Origin of the sequence: Pseudomonas sp. 3296 (genome assembly GCF_031456615.1) — a bacterium.
GTDB classification, from domain to species: domain Bacteria; phylum Pseudomonadota; class Gammaproteobacteria; order Pseudomonadales; family Pseudomonadaceae; genus Aquipseudomonas; species Aquipseudomonas mucoides.
This window is the reverse complement of sequence record NZ_JAVDUY010000007.1, coordinates 300,647-318,454: the sequence shown is the minus strand read 5'-3', so window position 1 is coordinate 318,454 and position 17,808 is coordinate 300,647. Positions and strand designations below refer to the sequence as shown.

Sequence of the window (17,808 nt, the reverse complement as noted above, 5' to 3'; positions counted from 1 at the left end):
GGAACAGGGCATAGACGACCAGCAGCACAGCAATGGATACGCTCAGGTAATGGGAGCCAAAATTCATCCTGTCCTCCGTGGCCATCAAGCTGCAGACCAAGCTGGACCTGGCCCGCAAATACCTGAGCCAGACCGACTTGAAGCTTTCACAGATCGCCGAGGTGCTGGGTTTTTCCAGCCTGAGCGCGTTCAGCCGTTTTTCCACAACGCCCAGGGCTGCGCGCCCAAATCCTACCGAGCGCAGGCTGCGGACATGAACAAGCGGTTCATTTCGCCTTAGGCGGGCATTGGATTGCCGCTGTGTATCAGCGCGGCCGGAACAGGCAGGCGAAAGCGATGGCGCTGATAATGATGGGACTCAATGGGTAGTTTTCCTGGTCATTGCCCAAATCAGCAGTACCGTCATGACGGCGTGCAAGATCACCACTGGCCACAGGAGAACCCCACTCGATTCGCCCAAGAAGCCAACGTAGGCGAGATAAAGTGCAACGGCTGCGTTATAGATCAACATGCCGAGCATTGCTGGTCCGGGCCAGCAGGCGACCGCCAGGGCAATGAGAGCGATCCCGGCCACGCGGACGATGACGCCCGTCAGTTCGATACCAAGCAAAAGTTGCCCGACCAGCGATGGGACAAGTATCAGCGCCACGCCAGTGACGGCCTCGATGATAGCGGCGAAAACCAGCAGTCCTCTCATGACATGCACGCTCCGTCCCGGGCTGTATTGACGCAAGACTGCACGGGTACGGAAGATCGGTTAATCCGATTGCGACTAATGCTTAGTGCTTATCGTGATTAACCTCAGTGGAAAGTTCCGGCCCAGCAGCAATACTCCACTCTGTTTCGAAAACTATTCGAGTATAGCGTGGGGCAATAAGTCATGAACTTAAGTGTCGGGGAGGAAAAAGCGTCTCGGCTTTCGTTGATCAAGCGATACCTTCGTCAGCCGTTACTGCACTTTTTAATCGCCGGTTTTTCACTCTTCGTACTGTACGGAGGTTTGCACCGTTCAACGCTCAATCAAGATCCGCAACGCATCGAAATTACCCCTGAAGTTGTTCAGCGGATCGCGATTTCCTGGCTGGCGCGATGGCAACGCCCCGCCTCAGAACAACAGTTGCAGGGCCTGATTGATGAATATGTGAAGGAGGAAATCCTCTATCGCGAAGCGCTGAAACTTGGCCTGGATAAAGACGACACCATCATTCGCCGCCGCCTGGCGCAAAAAATGGATTTCCTCGCCGAGGATGTAGCGTCACTTCGCGAACCGGCACCCGGTGTACTTGAGGCCTGGTACAACCAGCATCAGGACCAATACGCCCCGCAACCCCTGGCGACCTTCCATCATGTGTTCTTCGCCCTGGACAAACGCGGCGCGGATGCGCAGGCCCAGGCTCAGGCCGCGCTAAGGGGGCTGACTGACAGGAACAGCGGTGAAGGCGATGCGTTCATGTTTAACAGCGCCTACACGGAGCAATCACAGGATCAAGTGGCGCGGGTCTTCGGTTCAAAGTTCGCCCTTTCGTTGTTCCAGCAAACGCCGGGGAGTTGGGTGGGGCCTGTGGAATCAGGTTTTGGCTGGCATCTGGTGTGGATCGATACGCTGGCCAAACCACCGGCACCGGCTTTCGAAACCGTGGCCCAGCAGGTCAAGTCCGATTGGTTGTCCGAGCAGCGCAGCGAGTCGAAACGCGTGAGTTTCGAGGCACTCAAAGCACGCTATGAAGTCGTGGTGATGATGCCTGCTTCCGCCGCTGGCATTGCCGCCATACAAACGGAGCGGCCGTGATGAGGCGCACGGTCTGGCTGTTGTTGCTGTTCTGGTTCATGGGGCCGACCGCCATGGCCCATGAGTCGCGCCCCGCGTACCTGGGACTCAACGAAACGGCCGCCGGGCGATACGACGTGCTGTGGCGCACGCCGGTGCTTTCTGGCATGCGATTACCGATTGCGCTCCGGTTTGCCGAAGGTGTGCGCACTGTCGTTGACCCGGTGGAAAGCCAACTGAACGATTCACTGATCGAACGCCGGGTCATTGAAGCCGGTTCCGCCGGCCTGGTCGGGCAGCGCATCGAGTTTGTCGGCCTGCAAGCGAGCATCACCGATGTCCTGGTGCGTGTCTCGCGCCTGGACGGCAGCCTGACCACCACCCTCGTCCACCCCGCGCAACCCTGGATGGAAATCGCTGCCACGCCGGGAATGTTCTCGGTGGCCGGGGCGTTTCTGGTACATGGCATCCAGCACATCCTGGGAGGTTTCGATCACTTGCTTTTCGTCTTCGGCCTCCTGCTGCTGGTGGGTAATGGCTGGATGCTGGTGAAGACCATCACCGCGTTCACCCTCGCGCATTCCATCACCCTGGCGCTCGCGGCATTGGGTGCGGTGCAGCTTCCAGGCCCGCCTGTGGAAGCGACGATTGCGCTGAGCATTCTGTTGCTGGCGGTGGAAATCGCCCGCAAGAACCGTGGTGAAACCAGCTTCACCATCCAGTGGCCTTGGGTGGTGGCGTTCTGTTTTGGCTTGTTGCATGGCTTCGGTTTTGCTGGCGCGCTAGCGCAAATCGGTTTGCCGCAACGCGACCTGCCACTGGCGTTGTTCACTTTCAATGTCGGGGTCGAGATCGGCCAGTTGATGTTCGTCGCCGCCGTGCTCAGCCTGCGAGCACTGTTGTTACGTTGTCGACTGCCACAGCCCGCACTGCTGTATGCCCGACCGATTGCTTCCTACGGCCTGGGAACGCTGGCGGCCTTCTGGTTTTTTGAACGGGTCTCGAGTTTCTGGACCTGAGTTGCACTCTGTCACTGCCGTATTCCGGAGACGTGGAATATGAAAACCCCAACACACTTCAGCACGCCGTCACTGCTCGGTTGCGCCGTGCTCACTGTCAGCTCGTTGGCATTGGCAGAGGGCAATCCGGACCGCGAGGTTTACTTTGGCCAGACGCACTCGCACAGTTCCTGGTCGATCGATGCCTACCTGATCGGCAACCATCAGGTCGATCCCGAGCAGGCCTACCAATACTCGCTTGGCATGCCGGTCAAGCATCCAATGGGGTTTGAAGTACAGCTCAAAGGTCGACCGCTGGATTTTCATGGCGTGACCGATCATTCGGAATACGTCGGTGTGATTGCCCTGGCGAACGATCCCAAATCAGAGTTCAGCAAACTGCCTATCGCGCAAAAACTGATGGTCAAGACCCCGGAAGATTTCAACCGGGTATTCAAATGGATCGCCGGCAGCTTGAACAATCCCATCAAAGAGCTGATTGATCCGAAAGTGGCGGGCAACATCTGGCAGCAGAACATCGCCATTGCCGACAAGTACTACAAGCCCGGCAAGTTCACCACCTTCGTCGCCTATGAATGGACCTCGGCACCGAACAATCAGAATATGCACCGCAACGTGTTTTTCCGCGACTCGAAGAAGGTCCCGGACCTGCCCTTCACGGCCCTCGATTCGAACAAACCCGAGGACTTGTGGAGCTGGATGGACGATCAACGCAAAAAGGGCAACGAAATACTGGCGATCTCCCACAACGCCAACCTCAGCAACGGCCTGATGTTTCCGGTGGACGTCGATGACCGTGGCCGACCCATCGATGCTGCCTGGGCAGAAGCGCGGATGCGCAATGAATCCCTCACCGAAATCCACCAGGTCAAGGGCACTTCCGAAACCCACCCCGAGCTGTCGCCGACCGACGAATTTGCCAATTATGAAATCATGAGTTTCCTGCTTGGCATCGACAACAGTACGTCGAAAATCAATGGCAGCTACATCAGGCAAGCCTGGCAAAATGGCATGGCCTTGCAGGAAACCCGTGGGTACAACCCCTATAAAATGGGCGTAGTCGGTGCCAGCGACTCGCACAACGGAGTGATTCCCTATTTGCAGAGCAACAACTTCGGCTCCCACGGTTTTACCGACAGCACCCCGGCCGCGCGCCTCTCAGGCAAAGACAACTCGGGGATGGTCGCCTTGCAAACCAGCACCTCGGGGCTGGCCGGCGTCTGGGCCGAAGAAAACACCCGTGAATCGATCTTCGATGCGATGAAGCGAAAAGAAGTCTACGGCACCAGCGGCGTGCGCATCCCCGTGCGCATGTTTGGTGGCTGGGGCTTCGACAGCAGTCTGTGGACCGAAAAGGACTGGGTGCATGCCGCCTACGCCAAGGGCGTTCCCATGGGTGGCGACTTGCCGGCAAAATCGGGCAAACAGGCACCGTCCTTCGTGGTGTGGGCGGTCAAGGATGCCGACGATGGCAACCTCGACCGAATCCAGATCATCAAGGGCTGGACCAAAAACGGCCAGACCTTCGAGAAGATCTACGACGTCGCCTGGGCTGGTGATCGCCAGCCGGATCCGGTCACCGGAAAAGTCCCACCGGTGGGCTCGACGGTCGATGTCTCCAAGGCGACCTACACCAATACCATCGGTGCCACCGAACTGAAAAAAGTCTGGGCCGATCCGGATTTCGATCCGGCCCAGCACGCGTTCTACTACGCCCGCGTGCTACAGATCCCGACCCCGCGCTGGAGCACCTATGACGCGGCCAAACTGCAAGTACCGCCACCGGCCGACGTCTCGCCCACCGTTCAGGAGCGCGCGTGGACTTCACCGATCTGGTACACGCCGACAGCCGAGGACAGCAAGTCTGTCGCTGTCGGCAAAACCATCGATCAACTGAAAACCGAAGGCGCCAAAGCGCTCACCAACGAGCAGCTGCAAACGTTCGTGGTGGGTAAAACCATCAAGGTGCGCAACACCGTCACCGGCCAGACATTCGAAATCGTCTATGGCACCGACGGCCAACGCTTGGTCGCCAGCGTCGATGGCAAGCCGCCCGCAGAGGGGGAATACCTGAACATGCTGCATGGCGGTCAGTTCGGCGTACCGGCCAAGTACGAAATCAAGGACGGGCACCTGCTGACCACACTCGGCGGCACACCCTTCGAGGCCACGGTATTCGAGCAAAACGGCAAGTACGTGGCGGCTCGCAGCAACGAGTTTGGTTATGTGAATTATGAGGTCGAGGAGGTCAAGTAGCACCGAAGGAGGTCACTCGTTTATGCACTGTGTCCTTTTCGAAATACGCGGCGGTTCGATCTGATGCATGAAGGCAGATCGATCCGCGCTGTCATCGAGTTCCGAGCAATTGTCGGTCTGGGGCACGGGCCCAGGCACTTTTGTCTGACACCCTGAAACGGTGGCGCCAGCATGAGCAGTTACGCAGGAGGTTTGATATGGCCCGGGAGGCCGCTGGAGTTTTTAAACCGGAGTTTGAAATGCGCGATTTACGCGCAAAGGCCGGTACGGACAAGGCAGAATCCAGTGGCGACTTCATGCAGGCCAAGGATCAACTTGGGCATACCACCGTTGTTATGACCGAGCAGTACATTCGGATGCGCAAAGGGATGAAGGTAACGCCCACCAAATGACCGGTGGTGACGAATTGCGGAGCAGAGATTGGTTTTTGCGGAGCAAAAGAAAAAGGGCCTGCGTGAGGTATCTCACGCAAGCCCTTGATATATATGGTGCCCGAAGCCGGAATCGAACCGGCACGCCCTTACGAGCGGGGGATTTTAAGTCCCATGCGTCTACCAGTTTCGCCATTCGGGCGGTAGCGCGGTGAAGCAGTCTGAAGGCTGACAAATGACGACCTGGCAGTTCTGACGCTTGTGCAACAGAGGGGGAAATATATACACCCCGCCCCGGTGAAGCAAGTTCGCAGTTGACCTTTTCAAGACAAAATCTTGCAAGGCTGCAGAAATAAAAAAGCTCCGTAAATCATAGATCTACGGAGCTTGTTTATAGTGGAGGCCGAGGTCGGAATCGAACCGGCGTAGGTGGATTTGCAATCCACTGCATAACCATTTTGCTACTCGGCCTCAAACATTTGCTGTCAGTAGCACAACAACAAATGTGTTCAAACTTGGAGCGGGAAACGAGACTCGAACTCGCGACCCCGACCTTGGCAAGGTCGTGCTCTACCAACTGAGCTATTCCCGCGTCTTGGTGTGGCGCATTCTATAGATTCCAGAAGCCCCGTCAACCCCTTGATTCAAAAAAGTTTTATTTCTTTTCAACGTCGGTCTTCAGATGTGGCCAGGCAGCCCGCAAGTACTGGACCATGGACCACAATGTCAGGCCCGCCGACACCAGCAACAAGGCATAACCGATCAAGACCCAGAAGCTAAAGTCTGACGGATTGGCCAGCAGGATCACCAGCGCGAGCATTTGCGCGGCGGTTTTCCATTTGCCCAGGTTCGATACGGCGACGTGAGCACGGGCGCCGAGCTCGGCCATCCACTCGCGTAATGCCGAAACGACAATTTCGCGACCGATGATGACGGCGGCCGGCAGCGTGAGCCAAAGGTTGCCGTGTTCTTGCACCAGCAAGACCAGTGCGACAGCGACCATCAGTTTGTCAGCCACGGGATCGAGGAACGCCCCGAACGGAGTGCTTTGCTCCAGGCGTCGGGCGAGATAACCATCCAGCCAGTCTGTGGCGGCAGCAAAGGCGAAGACCGAGGCGGAGGCCACGTAGCTCCATTGGTAAGGCAGGTAGAACAACAAAATGAAGATCGGGATGAGCAGGACGCGTAGAACGGTAATCAGATTAGGGATATTCATCGGCACAACTGGCTACGAGGTGAGTTGGCATTCTACTCGCTGTGCAGATTTGCATAAATCAACTCTGCGAGCTTTTTACTGATCCCGGGTGCTTTGGCGATCTCTTCGATGCTGGCACGAGACAGCTCCTGCAATCCACCAAAATGTTTCAATAAATCGCGACGCCGTGTCGGCCCGACGCCGGCAACGCCCTCAAGCGTGGACGTGCGGCGGGTTTTGCCACGGCGAGCGCGGTGACCGGTAATGGCGAAACGGTGGGCTTCGTCGCGTATTTGCTGAATCAAATGCAGCGCGGGGGAATCGCCGCGCAAGGTGAATTCATGGGCCGCGTCGTTGAGGTACAAGGTTTCGAAACCGGCCTTGCGCGTCGCCCCTTTGGCCACGCCCAACAGGATCAGGTCTGGCACCGCCAGCTCATTGAGCACGTCACGAGCCATGGACAACTGACCTTTGCCGCCGTCCACCAACAGAATATCCGGCAGCTTGCCCTCGCCGTCCTTCAGTTTGCTGAAGCGACGGGTCAACGCCTGGTGCATTGCGGCGTAGTCATCTCCCGCCGTCACGCCTTCGATATTGTAGCGGCGATAATCGGATTTGATCGGACCTTCCGGGCCAAACACCACGCAAGACGCCACGGTGGCTTCGCCGCTGGAATGGCTGATGTCGTAGCACTCAAGGCGCTGCGGTGGCTCGTCCAGGTTCAAGACTTCCGCCAGCGCATCGAAACGTGCCGCGACGTGCTGACGATTTGCCAGGCGCGCGCTCAAGGCCTGCTCGGCGTTGGTGACCGCCAGTTGCTGCCAGCGCGCTCGCGTGCCACGCACCCGATGACTGATGGTCAGTTCACGCCCGCGCAGGGCATCGATGGCCTCGATCAGCGTCGGGAAGTCTTCATGCACCACGTTGACGATCAGCTCACTCGGCAAGTCGCGCTCAGGGCTGGTGATGAAGTATTGGCCGAGAAACGCGGCCATGACTTCAGAAACGTCTTCGTCGATACCGGTTTGCGGGAAAAAGTTCTTGCTGCCCAATACCCGACCGCCACGCACGCTGATCAAGTGAACGCAAGCACCGCCCGGATTGACGAAGGCGGCGATCACGTCGATATCGCCGGTGCCGCCTTCCATGCTTTGCTGGTCCTGGACCCGACGCAACAAGGAAATCTGGTCGCGCAACTCGGCGGCGCGCTCAAACTCGAGGTTGATCGCCGCCTCTTCCATGCCTGCTGACAACTCGTCCGTCAGCGCATTGCTGCGACCTTCAAGGAACATCACCGAGTGACGAACGTCTTCGGCATAAACCTCAGGCTCGACCAAGCCCACACACGGCGCCTTGCAACGTTTGATCTGGTATTGCAGGCACGGGCGTGTGCGGTTCTTGTAGTAGCTGTCTTCGCACTGACGGACAAAAAAGGTCTTTTGCAAAAGGCTCAGGCTTTCGCGAATCGCTCCGGCGCTCGGGTACGGACCAAAATACTTGCCCTTGGCCTTCTTCGCGCCGCGATGGATGCTCAACCGCGGGAACTGGCCATCCGAGAGAAAAACGTAAGGGTAGGATTTGTCATCGCGCAGCAGGATGTTGTACGGAGGACGCCATTCCTTGATCAGCGTCTGCTCAAGCAACAGGGCTTCGGTTTCGTTGGCGGTGATGGTGGTCTCGACCTGAGCGATACGCGCCACCAGCGCAGCGGTCTTGGGTGCCAGACCGGATTTGCGGAAGTAACTCGACAGGCGATTCTTAAGGTTCTTGGCTTTGCCGACATACAACAGGCGCGCATCGCTGTCGAACATGCGGTACACACCGGGGCGCCCACTGACCGTCGACAGAAAAGCGCTTGGATCGAAGGCGTCAGTCATTGTCAGAGGCTGGCATCGACCATGCCGTGACGAACCGCCAACAGCGTCAGCTCGACATCACTGCTGATCGAAAGCTTCTCGAAAATACGGTAACGGTAAGTGTTGACCGTTTTGGGTGACAGGCAAAGCTTGTCGGAAATGATCTGGACCTTCTGACAGCCGACAATCATCAATGCGATCTGGATCTCGCGCTCGGACAAGGCATCGAAGGGCGAATCATTGGTTGGCTGAAAGGATTTGATCGCCAGTTGCTGGGCAATCTGCGGGCTGATATAGCGTTGACCGGCAAATACCAGGCGAATCGCCTGGACCATTTCCGGCAGCCCCGCGCCCTTGGTCAGGTAACCGGCGGCACCCGCCTGCAGCAACCGCGTCGGAAACGGATCTTCCTCACAGACGGTGACCGCGACAACTTTGATATCCGGGTGACTGCGCAGCAGTTTGCGCGTGGCTTCAAGACCGCCGATACCCGGCATCTTGACGTCCATTAACACTACATCGGGTTTCAACTCGCGCGCTTTGAGCAGGGATTCTTCCCCTGATTCAGCCTGGCCGACTACTTGCAGGCCATCGATGTCAGCCAGCATTCGTGTAATGCCTGTACGAACGAGATCATGGTCATCGACTACTAGCACCCTAATCAAGCAGACACCTCGCGAATTGGTCTTATTGGGTTGCCGGACACCTTAGCAAAAAGCAACTGGCAGACCTAGCGGCAAGCGTCATATAAAAAGTATCAATACATCTTGAAAGGCTTGTCGCCAGCGCGTTTCAGCGATGAAGCCTGTCGATATCACGCTGCATTCTCAGGAAACACTCGTCCTGATCGACCACCTTCAGCCCTTTTCGTTCGTAAAGTTTTCTTGCCGGATTATTTTCAAAAACGGTCAGGCGCAATGCCGGACGTCGTTCCTTGCACGCGAGCGAAAAGACCTCATCGATCACCCAACCACCCGCGCCCTGCCCCTGAAACGCTTCGAGCACATGCAGTTCGCGGATGTACAAGGCGTTTGCATCGCGACTCAGGCTGACAAAACCCAACAACGATTCATCGCGCACAATCATGCGGTTCTCGCGCCCCGCCCAGGCGACATCAAACGCCTCATCCAGCCAAAGCAGATCGTGCTGGATGTAATAGCGCAGCATGTTGTCGCAGGTCAGTGTCCGGGCGAATTCAAGATCGGCGGGTGACGCCAGACGCCATTCGAAACGCATTCAAGCCTCCGTAACGTCAATAACCGAGCCGTTCCAGCCACCCGCCTCGCGACGCGCCACCACCATTACGTTCCCCGTACCCGGTGCCGCAGCAATCAGCGAACCGTCCGACGCCCATAGGGCACTGCGCCCTGCAGACTCCCAGCCTCCGGTCGCACCGCCGTGGTTAGCCATCAGCACCGTCATTGAATGCGTGCCGGCGTACCCTTGCAGGAGCGCCGTGTCCGGGGCATAGCCGTTTTCCGTGATCAGCACACCGGCGGCATAGAGGTCGGCGCCCTGCCCCGCGGCCGCGGCAGCATGACTGGCATGAGAAAAATCAGCACACACCGCCAGCGCGACGGTAGTGCCACCAATGGTCAACATCGAGCCACCTGTACCTGGCGCAAACGCCACTTCCTCGCCGGGGTGCAGATGCTGTTTGCTGTAGACCCCGAGTGAACCATCGGCGCCTAACACCAACGCCCCAATCAATACCGGCGAGTCGTCCGACAGCCGAATCGGCATGCCAACCACACTGGTGACACCGACTTCCCGAGCGAAATCCCGCAAGGGTCGCAGCACCTCGGCATCCGGTGCGATGGCCAATTCGGCTGCCAAGCCTCGCTCATAGCCGGTCAGCGACAATTCAGGAAAGACCAGCAACTGAACGCCCTGCTCCGCAGCAACCTGCATGAAGCGCTGATGCAGGGCAATGTTGGCGGCACAATCACCGGCGACCGAGATCGATTGAGCGGCGGCAATGGTCAATGGCGTCATGTTTCGTCCTTGTGACGTTGGAGGATGGCTAAAACACAAAGTGTGTCATAAAGCAGCGCTCACTCAAGCGATAGAAAATGCCGTCGGCGATTGATAGCATTTTCTGATTGAAACCGCGCACCGGCCTCTAGTAAGCTCGGCGCATCCATCGGAGACAGACCATGTTCAACGCCCTCTCACAGCTTCCAACTGCCAGCGCTCAGCGTTCGGTGGCGGCTGCGCGAGTGAATGACGTCTGCGCTTCGGTCAGCTTTTATTTTGGGTATTGGTTTAGCCACTGGCGCGCCTGATACCCACACGGCGCCCACTTTAAACGGGTCGCCACCAAAGTTTTCCAAACCCCCGGTCGGCCTCCCGACCGGGGGTTTTGTTTTTTCAGCCCCGAACATTTTTGCGACACACCAGACACTTTGAGGATTCACAACATGAACTACGCCACTTATTACCGTTACGACAGTTTTACCGCCTGGCGATTTACCAGCCTCCGCTCGGGACAGCCTGCCGCCTCCGATCGGTCACCCACAGGTGGCAAGCACACACACGCAGCCAATCCGGCCAATTGTCGAACACCCCAGTAGGGCCGAGCGCGCGGGAACGAACCCGCCGCCGCCCAGGAAGCCATGCCATGAACTCGTCCGTCTCTGCTCTGCCGCTGTCCACCTTGAATTCTGCCAATGAAGCGCTGACCCTGCGTCTACCCAGCTCATTGCAACTCAAGCAGCAACTGCCCCTCAGCAACGCCCTGACCCGTCAAGTCGCCGCTCACCGCGACGCGGTCCGCGCAATCCTCAACGGTGAAGACTCCCGTTTGCTGGTGATCGTCGGCCCTTGCTCGATTCACGACCCGCAGTCCGCCCTTGAATACGCGACCCACCTTTCCCGGCTCGCCACCGACGTCAGCGATGAAATGTTGCTGGTAATGCGCGCCTACGTCGAAAAACCGCGCACCACGGTCGGCTGGAAAGGCCTGGCCTACGATCCGCACCTGGACGGCAGTGATGACATGGCTGGCGGCTTGACGCTGTCGCGCGAATTGATGCGCGAAATGCTCCGCCTCGGCTTGCCGATTGCCACCGAACTGCTGCAACCGATGGCTGCCGGCTACTTTGACGACCTGCTGAGTTGGGTGGCGATTGGTGCCCGCACCACCGAATCACAGATTCACCGGGAAATGGCCAGCGGCCTGGGCATCCCGGTCGGGTTCAAGAACGGCACCGATGGCGGCGTGACCGTGGCTACCGACGCCATGCGTTCGGCCGCCCATGCGCACCGACATTTCGGCGTCGACAGCCAGGGACATCCGGCAATCATCCAGACACCGGGCAATCCCGACACGCACCTGGTGTTGCGCGGCGGGCATCAGGGGCCGAACTACGACCGCGACAGCGTCGCCCAGGTGAACCGCGATTTGACCCGACTCAAGATCCCTGCGCGGATCATGGTCGACTGCAGCCACGCCAACAGCGGCAAAGACCCGGCGCGGCAGCCAGCGGTGTTCAATGACGTACTGGAACAGCGCCTGCAAGGTGACCGTTCGCTGATCGGCATGATGATCGAGAGCCATCTGTTCGAAGGTTGCCAGCCCTTGAGTCCAACGTTGCGCTACGGCGTCTCGGTGACCGATGGCTGTCTTGGCTGGAACGGGACGGAGGAATTGTTGCGCAACGCTGCTTCCCGGCTTCGAGCGCAGCGCGGGCATCAATAAACGGCTAACGCAATTTCTGTAGCAGTTGGCTCAGCCTGCTGCTACAGGTTGCGTTGTGGTTGAAACACGACATCACTGACAGGCAAAGCCGTTTCCTGAGTAGGCCATCGCAGGCAAACGCGCTGTTACAGATCAAAAGATGTCGAAACAATCGGAACAAGACCTCAACCACTTTCGAACTTTCCTACACTTTCTATACCTTTTTCATCAGCTTACAGCGGATTCCTCATACACCGCCCAAGCGCTGGGGTGCTTTAGAGTGAGCCCATCTGCACTCCTCTGAACGATCGCGAAAAAGGAATCAACATGCTACGGAACGCAACCACCCAGTACCCTATCCTGCTGATCCACGGGCTCTTCGGCTTCGACCGGATCGGCACGACCGAATTCTTCCAGGACGTCAAGCAGTCCTTGCGAAGTGCGGGGGCCAGGGTGTTCATCCCACACCTGTCGGCTACCCACAGCAACGAAGTACGTGGCGACCAGCTATTGGCACAGATCGAACGGGTGCTGGAAGGAACCGGCGCCAGCAAGGTCAACCTGATCGGTCATAGCCAGGGAGCATTGGCGGCACGCTATGCAGCGGCGATAGCACCCCATGCGGTAGCTTCGGTGACATCGGTCAGTGGCCCGAACCACGGCTCGGAACTGGCCGACTTCCTGCGCAAGGCGCTGACGCCAGGCCGTCTTCCAGAACATGTCGCGGCGACGGTGGCGACGCTGTTCGCTGATTTTGTGTCGTTACTCAGCGGCAACCTGCACTTGCCACAAAACGCAGTCGCGGCTCTCAATGCGCTGACCACCGAAGGCGTAGGGGCTTTCAACGACAAATACCCCCAAGGGTTACCGAAGACCTGGGGCGGCAAGGGACGAGATGTGGTTAACGGCGTACGTTATTACTCCTGGAGCGGCACGTTACAGGGAACCCTTCTCGACGAGGGCTTGAAAGCGCTCGATCCACTGCACGGATTCCTCCGTGCCTTCTCCCACTACTTCACCACGGAAGCGGAGCAGAATGACGGATTAGTCGGCCGCTACAGCTCCCACCTGGGAAAAGTCATCCGCTCCGACTATCCGCTGGATCACCTGAGCAGCCTCGGTCATACCGGCGGCTTGAATCGCAAAGCCATCGATCCCGTGGCGTTGTATGTGCAGCATGCCGAGCGCCTGAGAAACGCGGGCCTATAATCTGTCCGGAACTTTGACGAGAAATAGGCCACTGAATCCGGTAGGCTCCGCACTTTACTGAATATTGAAAGGAGAATTTCCCATGGCTAAAGCCACTGCCCGTCACATCCTGGTTGCCTCGGAAGCCAAGTGCAACGAACTCAAGGCCCAGATCGAAGGCGGCGCTGATTTCGCCGAAATCGCCAAAGCCAACTCCACCTGCCCGTCCAGCCGTCAAGGCGGCGACCTGGGTTCGTTCGGTCCTGGCCAGATGGTCAAGGAGTTCGACACCGTGGTGTTCAGCGCACCAATCAACGTTGTACAAGGCCCAGTGAAAACCCAGTTCGGTTATCACTTGCTGGAAGTGACCAGTCGTCAGGACTGATCGATCCGCCAGGCTTTACCCATAACGGCCCGCCTTTTGGTGGGCCGTTGTGTTTCGGATACGTTTTTAGACTGGCGAGGGACGCGCCGCTAGCGTACAAATTGTGCTTTTCGATCCTCCGGCTCTAAGGCTGACAATGCGACTGGCTTTCCCCTCTTTATTGTTCACTGCCGTGGCGCTGCTATTGGGTGCCGCCGGTGTGAATGCCGCACCGCAACATGCGTTGACCGTGTACGGCGAACCCGCGAAATATCCCGCCGGTTTCAGTCATTTTGCCTACACCAACCCGCAGGCCCCCAAGGGTGGCACGATGCGGCGCTCGGCGATAGAAATTGGCCACTTCGACCATATCCTGCCGTACATCGACAAGGGCATTGGCGTCACGCAAATTGACGGTTTGCTCTACGCGCCGCTGGCTCAGCGCTCGCTGGATGAGCCTTACACCGTGTACGGCCTCGTCGCAGAAAAGATGGAGCGCCCGGACGACGGTCTGTTCCTGAGGTTCTATCTCAACCCCAAGGCACGTTTTGCCGACGGCACGCCAATCACGGCCGAAGACGTGCGCTACTCATACAACCTGTTAATGACCCAGGGCAGCCTGCGTTATCGCACCCAGTTCGCGGACGTCAAAGGCGTGGAAGTTGAATCACCTCTGACCGTTCGGTTCGACTTCAAGAGCAACGAAAACCGCACCCTGCCCCTCGACATCGCAACGCTGCCGGTATTCCCCGAGCATTGGTGGAAGACCCGCGACTTCGCCAACGGCGGCGGGTACGAGGCGCCTTTGGGCAGCGGTCCTTATAAGGTGGGCAAAGTCGACTCCGGTCGCAGCATCACCTTCGAGCGCGACGCCAACTGGTGGGGCAAGGATTTACCGGTCAGCCGCGGACTCTACAACTTCGATCATTTCAGCATCGAGTACTTCGGCGACACCGACGTTGCCCGTCAGGTGCTACGTGGTGGCGCTTATGACTACAACCGCGAGTTCTCCGCCACCGGCTATTCCATCGGCTACGAGAGCCCGGCCCTGAGCGACGGCCGCCTGCAAAAGGCGCATCTGGCCCAAGACGCACCGCAACCGGCGCAAGGATTTGTCTTCAACTTGCAGAACCCGATTTTCCAGGATCGCCGGGTGCGTCAGGCTCTGGCCATGCTCTGGGATTTCGAATGGAGCAACCGGCAGATGATGCGTGACATGTACATCCGCCAGCAGAGTTACTTTTCCAACACCGACCTGGCTGCGCGGCACCTGCCTGATGCAGCGGAACTGGCGATCCTTGAACCGTTGCGTGGCCAGATTCCCGACGAGGTGTTCACCCAGGTCTTCGAGGCACCGAAAACCGATGGTAGCGGTGTGATCCGCGACAAGCAGTTGCAAGCACTGGATCTGCTCGAACAGGCCGGCTGGAAACCCGATGGCGATCAACTGGTCAACGCCGAGGGCGAGCCGCTGCGCTTCACTTTCCTGGTCAGCCAGAACGGTATGGACCGACTGCTGCTGCCTTATAAGCGCACCTTGAAACAGATCGGCATCGACCTGAACATCCGCCGCATCGATTCGTCCCAGTACGTGAATCGCCTGATGAGCCGCGACTACGACATGATCGTTACCGGCTACCCGGTCACCACCTCCCCTGGTGGCGAACTGTTCAATTACTTCGGCTCGATCTCGGCCAACGACCCCGGCGCCAATAACTACATGGTGCTGAAGAATGCGGCGGTCGACACCCTGATCACCGGCGTGGTCCGCGCCACCACACAGCCCGAGATGCTGCGTTACGCCCACGCGCTCGACCGGGTGCTGCAATGGAACTACTACTGGATTCCCAACTATTACCCACCGGGCACCTCCACGGTCTGGTGGAACCGCTTCGGTCGGCCAAACGAGCAGGCCAGCAATGACGAAGCCATCGAGAGTTGGTGGGAAGTAAGCACCACGCCGCTGACCAACCAGCAAATGACCGCCGAGCAAATCAGCCGTGGCAGACCCGGAGGACCACACTGATGTGGGCTTACATACTGCGGCGCTTGCTGCTGATCATCCCGACGCTGGTGATCATTCTGTTGGTCAACTTCGTCATCGTCCAGGCGGCACCGGGTGGCCCGGTGGAACAGGCGATTGCGCACCTGCAAGGCATCGGCGGTGCAACGGTCGGCGGCGGTTCCGGTGAAACCATGCACGGCACCTCCCGCGCCAGCCGAGGCCTGGACCCGCAACTGATCAAGGACATCGAAAAACAATACGGTTTCGACAAACCCGCCCATGAACGCCTGTGGCTGATGCTTACCAGTTACGCCCGGCTCGACTTCGGTAAAAGCTTCTTCCGTGGTGCCACGGTCACCGACCTGATCCTCGAAAAAATGCCGGTGACCATTTCCCTCGGGCTGTGGGCGACGTTGATCACCTACCTGGTGTCGATCCCCCTGGGTATCCGCAAAGCCGTACATCACGGCAGCCATTTCGATATCTGGAGCAGCACCGCGATCATCATCGGCTACGCCATGCCGGCGTTCCTGTTCGCGATGTTCCTGATCGTAGTCTTTGCGGGCGGCACCTCGTTGAACTGGTTTCCGGTGCGCGGGCTGGTCTCGGACAACTTTGACTCGCTGTCCACCGTGGGCAAAATCGCCGACTACTTCTGGCACCTGGTGCTGCCGGTCACGTCGCTGGTGATTGGCGGTTTCGCCACCCTGACCATCCTCACCAAAAACTCGTTCCTCAATGAAATCACCCGCCAATACGTGATCACCGCCCGTGCCAAAGGCATGAGCGAACGCCGGGTGCTGTATGGGCACGTGTTCCGCAATGCGATGCTGTTGGTGGTATCGGGGATTCCGCAGGCGTTCATCAGCGTATTTTTCGCCGGCTCCTTGCTGATCGAAGTGATTTTCTCCCTCGATGGCCTCGGCCGCATGAGCTATGAAGCCGCCGTATCGCGCGACTATCCGGTGGTGTTCGGCTCGCTGTTTATCTTCACGTTGTTCGGCCTGCTGATAAAACTCGTCGGCGACCTCTGCTACACCCTGGTCGACCCGCGCATCGACTTCGCCGCGAGGAATGCCTGATGTTCAAGCTCTCGCCATTGGGCCGTCGCCGCTTTGAACGTTTCAAGAAAAATCGCCGGGGCTGGTGGTCGCTGTGGTTGTTCATTGGTCTGTTTGTGCTGACCTTGGGTGGCGAGTTGATCGCCAACGACAAGCCGCTGGTGGTCAGCTATCAGGACCAGTTGTATTTCCCGGTGTTTAAACGCTACACCGAGCAGGCATTCGGCGGGCAACTGCCGTTCCAGGCGGATTACCGCAGCGAGTATGTGCAGAAGCTGATTAAAAAGGACGGCGGCTGGATGCTGTTCCCGCCCATCCCGTTCAGTGATGACACGCCCAACTATGACCTCAACAAACCGGCACCGAGCCCACCCTCCAGTGTGAACTGGCTGGGCACCGACGATCAGTCCCGGGACGTATTGGCCCGGGTGATCTTTGGCGCCCGCGTGTCGATCCTGTTTGCGTTGATGCTGACCTTTGTCAGCGCCCTGATCGGCATTGCCGCCGGCGCCCTTCAAGGCTATTACGGCGGCTGGGTCGACCTGATCGGCCAGCGCTTGCTGGAAGTCTGGTCCGGGTTGCCGGTGCTGTACCTGCTGATCATTCTCTCGGGGTTCGTCGAGCCGAATTTCTGGTGGTTGCTCGGGATGATGGCGCTGTTTACCTGGCTGGCGCTGGTCGACGTGGTGCGCGCCGAATTCCTGCGCGGGCGCAACCTGGAATACGTCAAAGCCGCCCGGGCGCTGGGCCTGTCGGATCGCAAAGTGATCGTGCGGCACATTCTGCCAAACGCGATGAACGCGACCCTGAGTTACCTGCCGTTCATTCTGACCGGGGCGATTACCACCCTGACGGCACTGGACTTCCTGGGTTTCGGCATGCCGGCCGGCAGCGCATCCCTCGGAGAACTGATCGGTCAGGGCAAGCAGAACCTGCAAGCGCCATGGCTGGGGCTGACGGCGTTTTTCACTTTGGCGCTGATTCTTTCTTTACTGGTGTTTATCGGCGAGGCATTACGTGATGCCTTCGATCCGAGATCCTGACGC

General features: G+C 58.4%; 16 protein-coding genes, 3 tRNA genes and 1 pseudogene. 11 read left to right on the top strand and 9 right to left on the bottom strand.

What is annotated here, in order from left to right:
- Positions 1–77 precede the first annotated feature (77 nt).
- Positions 78–257, top strand: coding sequence for a hypothetical protein (locus J2X66_RS20780; protein ID WP_310267818.1), 180 nt, complete (start codon positions 78–80; stop codon positions 255–257).
- 101 nt (positions 258–358) lie between these two features.
- Here J2X66_RS20780 and J2X66_RS20775 read toward each other — a convergent pair whose 3' ends face one another.
- Entirely contained in the window at positions 359–697 is a 339-nt protein-coding gene (locus J2X66_RS20775; RefSeq protein ID WP_310267815.1) for a hypothetical protein, read from the bottom strand.
- A 183-nt stretch (positions 698–880) separates the two neighbouring features.
- Between J2X66_RS20775 and J2X66_RS20770 the strand changes: the two genes are divergently transcribed.
- The 4 genes and pseudogenes from J2X66_RS20770 to J2X66_RS20755 all read left to right on the top strand — a co-directional run.
- Positions 881–1,789, top strand: coding sequence for a peptidylprolyl isomerase (locus J2X66_RS20770; RefSeq protein ID WP_310267812.1), 909 nt, complete (start codon positions 881–883; stop codon positions 1,787–1,789).
- Positions 1,789–2,787 carry a HupE/UreJ family protein gene (locus tag J2X66_RS20765; protein ID WP_310267809.1) on the top strand — a complete coding sequence of 333 codons (999 nt, stop codon included), beginning with the start codon at positions 1,789–1,791 and terminating at the stop codon, positions 2,785–2,787. Before J2X66_RS20770 ends, J2X66_RS20765 begins: the two co-directional genes overlap by 1 nt.
- 39 nt (positions 2,788–2,826) lie before the next feature.
- Entirely contained in the window at positions 2,827–5,043 is a 2,217-nt protein-coding gene (locus J2X66_RS20760) for a DUF3604 domain-containing protein (protein ID WP_310267806.1), read from the top strand.
- 179 nt (positions 5,044–5,222) lie between these two features.
- Positions 5,223–5,435 (top strand): annotated as a pseudogene (locus J2X66_RS20755) (integrase); the annotation flags it as partial.
- Positions 5,436–5,529: 94 nt separating this feature from the next.
- On the opposite strand, the gene J2X66_RS20750 reads toward J2X66_RS20755, so the two are convergent.
- The 8 genes from J2X66_RS20750 to J2X66_RS20715 all read right to left on the bottom strand — a co-directional run bounded on the left by J2X66_RS20750 (position 5,530) and on the right by J2X66_RS20715 (position 10,460).
- Positions 5,530–5,616: transfer RNA gene (locus J2X66_RS20750), tRNA-Leu, on the bottom strand.
- A gap of 195 nt (positions 5,617–5,811) precedes the next feature.
- Positions 5,812–5,885: transfer RNA gene (locus tag J2X66_RS20745), tRNA-Cys, on the bottom strand.
- 45 nt (positions 5,886–5,930) lie between these two features.
- A tRNA-Gly gene (locus J2X66_RS20740) sits at positions 5,931–6,006 on the bottom strand.
- A 63-nt stretch (positions 6,007–6,069) separates the two neighbouring features.
- The gene (gene pgsA, locus J2X66_RS20735) at positions 6,070–6,630 is read right to left on the bottom strand and encodes a CDP-diacylglycerol--glycerol-3-phosphate 3-phosphatidyltransferase (RefSeq protein WP_027923802.1); all 561 of its coding nucleotides are present in this window, start codon (positions 6,628–6,630) and stop codon (positions 6,070–6,072) included.
- 32 nt (positions 6,631–6,662) lie between these two features.
- Positions 6,663–8,486, bottom strand: a complete 1,824-nt coding sequence (uvrC, locus tag J2X66_RS20730; protein ID WP_310267802.1) for an excinuclease ABC subunit UvrC — start codon at positions 8,484–8,486, stop codon at positions 6,663–6,665.
- Between the two features lie 2 nt (positions 8,487–8,488).
- Positions 8,489–9,130 (bottom strand): UvrY/SirA/GacA family response regulator transcription factor, encoded by a 642-nt coding sequence (uvrY, locus tag J2X66_RS20725; protein WP_008015884.1) that lies wholly within the window; start codon positions 9,128–9,130, stop codon positions 8,489–8,491.
- A 127-nt stretch (positions 9,131–9,257) separates the two neighbouring features.
- The gene (locus tag J2X66_RS20720) at positions 9,258–9,701 is read right to left on the bottom strand and encodes a GNAT family N-acetyltransferase (protein ID WP_310267799.1); all 444 of its coding nucleotides are present in this window, start codon (positions 9,699–9,701) and stop codon (positions 9,258–9,260) included.
- Positions 9,702–10,460, bottom strand: a complete 759-nt coding sequence (locus J2X66_RS20715) for a carbon-nitrogen hydrolase family protein (protein WP_310267797.1) — start codon at positions 10,458–10,460, stop codon at positions 9,702–9,704.
- A 625-nt stretch (positions 10,461–11,085) separates the two neighbouring features.
- Here J2X66_RS20715 and J2X66_RS20710 point away from each other — a divergent pair.
- The 6 genes from J2X66_RS20710 to J2X66_RS20685 all read left to right on the top strand — a co-directional run bounded on the left by J2X66_RS20710 (position 11,086) and on the right by J2X66_RS20685 (position 17,805).
- The gene (locus tag J2X66_RS20710) at positions 11,086–12,165 is read left to right on the top strand and encodes a 3-deoxy-7-phosphoheptulonate synthase (RefSeq protein WP_310267794.1); all 1,080 of its coding nucleotides are present in this window, start codon (positions 11,086–11,088) and stop codon (positions 12,163–12,165) included.
- Positions 12,166–12,471: 306 nt separating this feature from the next.
- Positions 12,472–13,353 carry a triacylglycerol lipase gene (locus J2X66_RS20705; RefSeq protein WP_310267792.1) on the top strand — a complete coding sequence of 294 codons (882 nt, stop codon included), beginning with the start codon at positions 12,472–12,474 and terminating at the stop codon, positions 13,351–13,353.
- Positions 13,354–13,435: 82 nt separating this feature from the next.
- The gene (locus J2X66_RS20700) at positions 13,436–13,717 is read left to right on the top strand and encodes a peptidylprolyl isomerase (RefSeq protein WP_027923796.1); all 282 of its coding nucleotides are present in this window, start codon (positions 13,436–13,438) and stop codon (positions 13,715–13,717) included.
- Between the two features lie 136 nt (positions 13,718–13,853).
- Positions 13,854–15,722, top strand: a complete 1,869-nt coding sequence (locus J2X66_RS20695) for an extracellular solute-binding protein (protein WP_310267787.1) — start codon at positions 13,854–13,856, stop codon at positions 15,720–15,722.
- Complete coding sequence (locus J2X66_RS20690) at positions 15,722–16,783, top strand: microcin C ABC transporter permease YejB (RefSeq protein ID WP_059182860.1); 1,062 nt, start codon at positions 15,722–15,724, stop codon at positions 16,781–16,783. The genes J2X66_RS20695 and J2X66_RS20690 overlap by 1 nt, the downstream gene beginning before the upstream one ends.
- Positions 16,783–17,805 carry an ABC transporter permease gene (locus tag J2X66_RS20685; RefSeq protein ID WP_310267783.1) on the top strand — a complete coding sequence of 341 codons (1,023 nt, stop codon included), beginning with the start codon at positions 16,783–16,785 and terminating at the stop codon, positions 17,803–17,805. Before J2X66_RS20690 ends, J2X66_RS20685 begins: the two co-directional genes overlap by 1 nt.
- Positions 17,806–17,808 lie beyond the last annotated feature (3 nt).